5 protein-coding genes are annotated in these 6,926 nt (G+C 72.2%); 2 read left to right on the top strand and 3 right to left on the bottom strand.

Going from position 1 to position 6,926, the window contains the following annotated elements; genetic code table 11:
• Positions 1-379: 379 nt before the first annotated feature.
• Entirely contained in the window at positions 380-928 is a 549-nt protein-coding gene (locus ACGF5T_RS06815; protein WP_356602947.1) for a MarR family transcriptional regulator, read from the bottom strand.
• A 148-nt stretch (positions 929-1,076) separates the two neighbouring features.
• On the opposite strand from ACGF5T_RS06815, the gene ACGF5T_RS06810 reads away from it, so the two are divergent.
• Positions 1,077-2,339: an MFS transporter gene (locus ACGF5T_RS06810; RefSeq protein ID WP_361018357.1), complete on the top strand. Its 1,263-nt coding sequence runs from the start codon at positions 1,077-1,079 to the stop codon at positions 2,337-2,339.
• A gap of 34 nt (positions 2,340-2,373) precedes the next feature.
• Here ACGF5T_RS06810 and ACGF5T_RS06805 read toward each other — a convergent pair whose 3' ends face one another.
• Positions 2,374-4,023: a SpoIIE family protein phosphatase gene (locus ACGF5T_RS06805; protein ID WP_356602943.1), complete on the bottom strand. Its 1,650-nt coding sequence runs from the start codon at positions 4,021-4,023 to the stop codon at positions 2,374-2,376.
• A gap of 182 nt (positions 4,024-4,205) precedes the next feature.
• Complete coding sequence (locus tag ACGF5T_RS06800) at positions 4,206-5,585, bottom strand: NAD(P)/FAD-dependent oxidoreductase (protein WP_366767623.1); 1,380 nt, start codon at positions 5,583-5,585, stop codon at positions 4,206-4,208.
• A gap of 372 nt (positions 5,586-5,957) precedes the next feature.
• On the opposite strand from ACGF5T_RS06800, the gene ACGF5T_RS06795 reads away from it, so the two are divergent.
• The gene (locus ACGF5T_RS06795) at positions 5,958-6,785 is read left to right on the top strand and encodes a helix-turn-helix domain-containing protein (RefSeq protein WP_356602939.1); all 828 of its coding nucleotides are present in this window, start codon (positions 5,958-5,960) and stop codon (positions 6,783-6,785) included.
• Positions 6,786-6,926: the final 141 nt, after the last annotated feature.

Genomic DNA, 6,926 nt, shown 5'->3' with positions numbered 1-6,926 from the left:
GATCTTTCCGACCCGATTTCCTCGGTGCTTTCCAGGTTCCCGCTTTCGCGTTTCCCTTTCCGGCGGTTCCGACTCTATCAGATCCTTTCGGGCTCTGATTCCCCGTCAGAGGGGGTTGTCCTCGCGGCCGTTGGGCCGTTCCGACGTCTCAAACCTTAGCGGACTCCCTCGGCGATTCCCAATCGGGGTGATCGGGCCGCCGAGCCCAATCGGAATTGAATTCGGACATGCCGAATGCATTCCCAGAGGGGGTCGTGCTGGTGGTTTGGGTGCCGCTGATGCGGCGGAGGTGCTGCCGCAGAACCGTTACGGCCCCGTGGCAACCCGAAGAACCTTACGGACCCTCGCGGGCAGCTGTCAAGCACGCCTGTCAAGATCTTTAATCGAGGTCGCTGAGCCGACCGCCGGCGTCCGGCTGGGCGTGTTCCACCCTGCGCAGCAGGCGGGTGAGGACCTCGCCGAGCGCGGTCCGGTCGTCCGCGGAGAGGTCCTGGAGCAGGTCCTCCTCGAAGCCGGAGGCGAGGCGCATGGCTTCCAGCCACTTGCTCCTTCCCTCTGCCGTCAGCTCCACGATGACGCGGACCCGGTTGGACTCGTCCCGCTCCCGGGTGACCAGCCCCTCCGTCACCATGCGGTCGATGCGGTGGGTCATCGCGGCCGGCGTCAGCCCGAGCCGCTTGGCGAGGTCACCGGGGCCCAGGCGATAGGGGGCGCCGGACAGGACGAGCGCCTTCAGCACCTCCCAGTCGGTGTTGCTGATGCCGAGCTCGGCGGTCTGCCGGCCGTACGCGACGTTCATGCGGCGGTTGAGGCGGGAGAGCGCCGAGACGATCTTCTCGACCTGGGGGTCGAGGTCCTGGAACTCGCGCTGGTAGGCGGCGATCTGTTCTTCGAGTGTCGGCTCGCCGGCGCCGGAGGTGTCGCCCATGGCCGCAGTATCGCACGCGACTCCTTTGCCCTGAAGTCCTTCGCTGTGTACTCTTTAGCTTCGAACTTTAGCTTCTAAGTCTTCAGCTCTAACGGCTGGAGCGATCGACCCAGAGAGGGTGAACGTGACCAGGGCAAGGGGCGCGGCTATGCGCCGGATTCACGTGGGCAACGCACTCAGCGCGTTCGGACTCGGCTTCACGGTCCCCTACCTGTACGTCTATGTGGCGCAGGTACGGGGACTGGGTTCGGTGACGGCGGGTCTCGTACTCGCCGTCTTCGCCGTGGCCGCGCTGATCGTGCTGCCGTTCGCCGGACGGGCCATCGTCCGGCGTGGCCCGCTGCCGGTGCTGCTCGTCGCCCTGGTCACCGCCGCGCTCGGGGCGCTGAGCCTCGGGCTGTCGGCCTCCGCGGCGACGGTGCTGCTCTCCGCGGCCGCGCTCGGGGCGGGGCAGGCCGTGATGCAGCCCGCGCTCGCGACGATGATCGTGGACTGCTCCACCGCGGAGACGCGGTCACGTGCCTTCGCGATGCAGTTCTTCCTGCAGAACCTGGGGCTCGGCGTCGGGGGACTCATCGGCGGCCACCTGGTCGACACCACGAGCGCCTCCTCGTTCACCCTGCTGTTCGCGATCGAGGCGGCGATGTTCCTGCTGCTGGTCGCGGTGATGGTGACGGTGCGGACACCGCGCTCCCCTCTCATGGAGGGAGCCCCGGGGCAGTCCGGCGGCGGCTGGAAGCAGCTGCTGGGCAACCGGGCCATGGTGCAGCTGTGCGTGCTGGGCTTCGTGCTGTTCTTCGCCTGCTACGGGCAGTTCGAGTCGGGGCTGAGCGCGTACGGCGTCGAAGCGGCCGGCATCACCACGTCCGCGCTGGGGACCGCGCTGGCGGCCAACACGCTGATGATCGTCGTCGCGCAGTTCGCGGTGTTGCGGTTCGTGGAGCGGCGCAAGCGTTCACGCGTGATCGCCGCGGTGGGACTGATCTGGGCGGTCGCATGGGCCGTGGCCGGGTACGCCGGGCTCGGACACGGCAGTCAGACGATGGCCACGGCCGCCTTCATCTCGACGTACGCGCTGTTCGGGCTGGGCGAGGCGATGCTGTCGCCGACGCTGGCGCCGCTGGTGGCGGATCTGGCGCCGACCGGGCTGGCCGGCCAGTACAACTCCGCCTTCGCGCTGGTGAAGCAGCTCGCGCTGGCGATCGGGCCGGCGGTGGGCGGGCCGCTCGGGGCCTCGCTGCACGCGCCGTACATCGTGGCGTTCCTGCTCTTCTCGCTGGGCATCACGGTGCTGGCGGTGCGGCTGGGGCGGCAGCTCACGGACGTACAGAACCAGCCCTCGCTCGCGCGGAGCCGGGTGGTCACGCAGAGCGGGGCGCCGGCCGACACGGTGGGGGCCGCGCAGGCGTGAGCGCGGCCGCCGGCCCTCTCTCACGGTCGGCGGCTCACGGCTTCGGCAGGACGAACTCGCACCAGACCGCCTTGCCGCCTCCGGGCGTGCGTCTGGACCCCCAGTTGGAGGCGATCGTCGCCACGATGGCGATGCCCCGGCCGGACTCGTCCCCGGGCTCCGCGCGGCGACGTCTGGGGAGGTGGTCGTCGCCGTCGGTGACCTCGATGATCAGTCGGCGGTCGGTACGGCGCAGGCGCAGCCGCATGGGGGGCGTGCCGTGCTGGAGGGAGTTGGCGACCAGTTCGCTGGTCGCCAGGACGCCCAGGTCGCGCAGCTCGGTGGGGAAGCGCCAGCTGGCGAGGACACCGGAGGCGAAGGCACGCGCGCGGGGAGCCGCCTCGACGCCGCCCAGCAGCTCCAGGGCGGCGTTGCGGAAGCGCTCCGCCTCCGCGCCCTTGCGGGCGGGATGCTGGAGGACGAGGACGGCCACGTCGTCGTCGTGCTCCGGGGTGACGCCCGCCGAGCGGACCAGGCGGTCGCAGATCACCTGGGGGGTGCCGGTCGCGCCGGACAGTGCGCGCTCCAGGGCGGCGATGCCCTCGTCGAGGTCCTCGTTGCGGCGCTCGACCAGGCCGTCGGTGTACAGGACGGCCGTGGAGCCGGGGGCCAGGGGGATCGAGCCGGACGTGTGCATCCAGCCGCCGGTGCCGAGCGGGGGGCCGGTGGGTTCGTCGGCGCGCTCGACGGTGCCGTTCGCGTCGCGGACCAGGATCGGCAGGTGCCCGGCGGACGCGTAGACCAGCCGGCCCTCGTTCGGGTCGTGGATGGCGTAGACGCAGGTGGCGATCTGGTTGGCGTCGATCTCGGCGGCGAGGCCGTCGAGGAGCTGGAGCACCTCGTGCGGGGGCAGGTCGAGGCGGGCGTAGGCCCTGACCGCCGTACGGAGCTGGCCCATGACGGCCGCCGCGCGGACGCCACGGCCCATGACGTCGCCGATGACCAGGGCGGTGCGGCCGCCGCCGAGGGTGATCACGTCGTACCAGTCGCCGCCGACCGCGGCCTCGGTGCCGCCGGGGTGGTAGGTGGCGGCGACGCGCAGGTCGTCGGGCTCCTCCAGTTCCTGGGGGAGCAGGGAGCGCTGGAGGGTGACGGCGGTCTCCCGCTGGCGTCCTTCGCTCGCGCGCAGGCGGGCGGCGGCCTCGGCGTGGTCGGTCACGTCGGTCGCGAAGACGAGCACGCCGCGGTCGCCGCCGGTGTCGCCCTCGGTGACCGGGGCGCAGGTGAAGGTGTAGGAGCGGCCGTCGGGTGCCTTGCGGGACTTGAGGGTGCGGGGGCGTCCGCTGCGCTGGACCTGGTCCAGGAGCGGGAAGAGGCCGAGCTGGTCGAGTTCGGGGAGCGCCTCACTAGCCCGTCGGCCCAGGGGGCGGGTGCCGAAGGCCGCGACGTAGGCGTCGTTGACGTAGGCGAGGCGGTGGTCGGGGCCGTGGACGAGGGCGACGAGGGCCGGGACCCGGTCGAGGACGTCGCGCACGGGGAGGTCGTCGACGGCGGGGACGGGCGGGGCCTCGTCGGTCAGCTGTTCGGCGCGGGCGGCGGGTACGGAGCCGTCTCCCCGCCGGTCCGGAGAGACGGTCGTGTCGGTCCGCGCTGCGGCGCGGCGCTGCGTTCCGGGGAGTCGGGCGCTCCAGCGCGTGAAGTTCACGAATCTTTGCCTCGTGTAGTTGTCGACGGCCGGTGACCGGGACGGGCCGGGGCCGGCCGGGGCCCGGGGGCCGCGCGTGGGCGAGCGACGGCGCGCCCGCGGTGCGGGCCCAGTCTGGCAGGGTGCCGACCGGGCCGACATCCGTCAGACGCCGGGCCGCCCGGTGGAGTTCCTGAGTCCGGTCAGGACGACCCCTTCGGGTTGCGCGGAGGTTCCTGAGAAGGCTTTCCACCGGCCGCGAGTTCGAACTCCGCTCGCGGATGTTCGAGTGAACCGAGGGAGACGATCTCCCTCTTGAAGAGTCCGGCGAGGGCCCATTCGGCCAGCACGCGCGCCTTGCGGTTGACGGTGGGGACGCGGCTGAGGTGGTAGGCGCGGTGCATGAACCACGCGGGGTAGCCCTTCAGCTTGCGCCCGTAGACGTGCGCGACGCCCTTGTGGAAGCCGAGGGAGGCGACGGAACCGGCGTAGGTGTGCGCGTAGGTGTCCAGGGGTTCGCCGCGCAGGGCGTGGGCGATGTTGTCGCCCAGGACCCTGGCCTGGCGGACGGCGTGCTGGGCGTTGGGGGCGCAGTCCCGGCCGGACCGAGCGGCGGTGACGTCGGGGACGGCGGCGGCGTCTCCCGCGGCCCACGCGTGCGGGGCGCCGTCGACCGACAGCTGGGGGGTGCACCTCAGCCGGCCGCGGTCGTCGAGGGGGAGGTCGGTGGCGGCGAGGACCGGGTGGGGTTTGACGCCGGCCGTCCAGACGACCGTGCGGGTGGGGAAGCGGGAGCCGTCGCTGAGGACGGCGACGCGGTCGGCGCAGGACTCCAGGCGGGTGTCCAGGCGTACGTCGATGTTGCGGCGGCGCAGTTCGGTGACCGTGTAGCGGCCCAGCTCCTCACCGACCTCGGGCAGGATGCGGCCCGAGGCCTCGACGAGGATCCACTTCATGTCGTCGGGGGTGACGTTGTGGTAGTACCGCGCGGCGTAGCGGGCCATGTCCTCCAGCTCCCCGAGGGCCTCCACGCCCGCGTAGCCGCCGCCGACGAAGACGAAGGTGAGGGCGGCGTCGCGGAGGGCCGGGTCGCGGGTGGAGGAGGCGATGTCCATCTGCTCCAGGACGTGGTTGCGCAGCCCGATGGCCTCCTCGACGGTCTTGAAGCCGACGCCGTGGTCGGCGAGGCCGGGGACGGGCAGGGTGCGCGAGACGGAGCCCGGGGCGAGGACGAGTTCGTCGTACGTCAGCCGGCGGGATCCCGCGCCCTCCTCCTCGGTGGCGAGGGTGGTGACGGTGGCGGTGCGCGTCGTGTGGTCGACGGACCGCGCCTCACCGATGACGACGTGGCACCGGTCGAGGACACGGCGCAGCGGCACGACGACGTGCCGCGGGGAGATGGAGCCGGCCGCCGCCTCGGGGAGGAACGGCTGGTACGTCATGTAGGGGTCGGGCGTGACGACCGTGATCTCGGCCTCGCCCCGCCTCAGTTCGTTTCTCAGGTTCCGTTGCAGACGCAGGGCCGTGTACATCCCGACGTAGCCGCCGCCGACAACGAGAATGCGCGCACGTTCCTTCACCATCCCATGACGCACCCGACGCTTGCGTTTGTCCACAGGCTCGTCGATTTGTGTGACCGGAGATCACCGGGGCGCAGGGCGGTCGGGACCGGCGTGCCTCGCCACGACTGTGCAGGTCAGCGGTGGTGGGCTCGAGGGCGGAAGGCGGATCATACGGGGCGTATACGATCCGTACTCCGATCGGTGGGCGCTCCGTGCGGAACCTGCCCCTTCTGAATTGACCCCCGCTCAACTATGTTCTCTCCCACGGCGTGTAGGGAAATGCGCTCAGCGGGTCCGCGACGGGCGGAGCCAGGAGCCGAGCCGTTCCACGCACTCCGGCTTTCGATGGCGGGGAGAGTCTCCGGGGGGAGACGTCATTACCGGGGGATTGTCATGCATGTTCAGGACTCTCATTGGTCGTCCACGTCAGCCGTCGCGCCCGGTGGTGCGATGACTGCGACGACGGGCGGGGCACGCGGGGACGGGGCGCGGACCGCGCCGTTGCGCGTGGACGCCCAGCGGAATCTGGAGCACGTGCTGCGCGCGGCACGCGAGGTCTTCGGCGAGCTGGGGTACGGCGCGCCGATGGAGGACGTGGCGCGGCGCGCGCGGGTCGGTGTCGGCACGGTGTACCGGCGCTTCCCGAGCAAGGACGTCCTCGTGCGGCGGATAGCCGAGGAGGAGACGGCCCGGCTGACGGACCAGGCCAGGGCGGCGCTCGGGCAGGAGGACGAGCCGTGGTCGGCGCTGTCGCGCTTCCTGCGGACGTCGGTGGCCTCGGGCGCGGGCCGGCTGCTGCCGCCGCAGGTTCTGCGGGTCGGGGTGGCGGACGAGGCCGACAGCGGTGGCGCCGGTGTCGGCGCTCCCGCTGGTGTCGCGTCCGGTGAGCCGCGGGTGCCGCAGCAGCGGAACCAGCCGGGCTCCGGGGAACTGCGGCTGTTGTCCGAGGCGGCCGCGTCCGCCGGCGTCGCGGTCGGTGCGGTCGGTGCGATGGCTTCCGTGCCGGACGACGACGGGGCGGCGGCGCTGCTCGAGGTCGTGGGCCGGCTGGTGGAGCGTGCGCGGGCGGCGGGCGAACTGCGGCCGGACGTCTCGGTGTCGGACGTGCTGCTGGTGATAGCCACCGCGGCGCCCTCGCTGCCGGACGCCGCACAGCAGGCCGCGGCTTCGGCCCGGCTGCTGGACATTCTGCTGGAGGGGCTGCGGTCACGGCCGGCGTGAGCGCGGGGCCACGGGTGGGCGGGCCGCGACGGGCGTACCCGCGCGTCTCGCCCCGCGCTCGCCGGGACGGGGCGACCCTCCTTCCCCGAACGGCTGAGCGTCATCACCCCCTCGCCCGAAAAGCCCACGGACGAGTGACGG

The sequence above is a fragment of the Streptomyces sp. NPDC047853 genome (genome assembly GCF_043204535.1).
Taxonomy (GTDB): domain Bacteria; phylum Actinomycetota; class Actinomycetes; order Streptomycetales; family Streptomycetaceae; genus Streptomyces.
The sequence above is the reverse complement of the archived record's forward strand: the minus strand, read 5'-3'. Positions and strand labels throughout refer to the sequence as shown.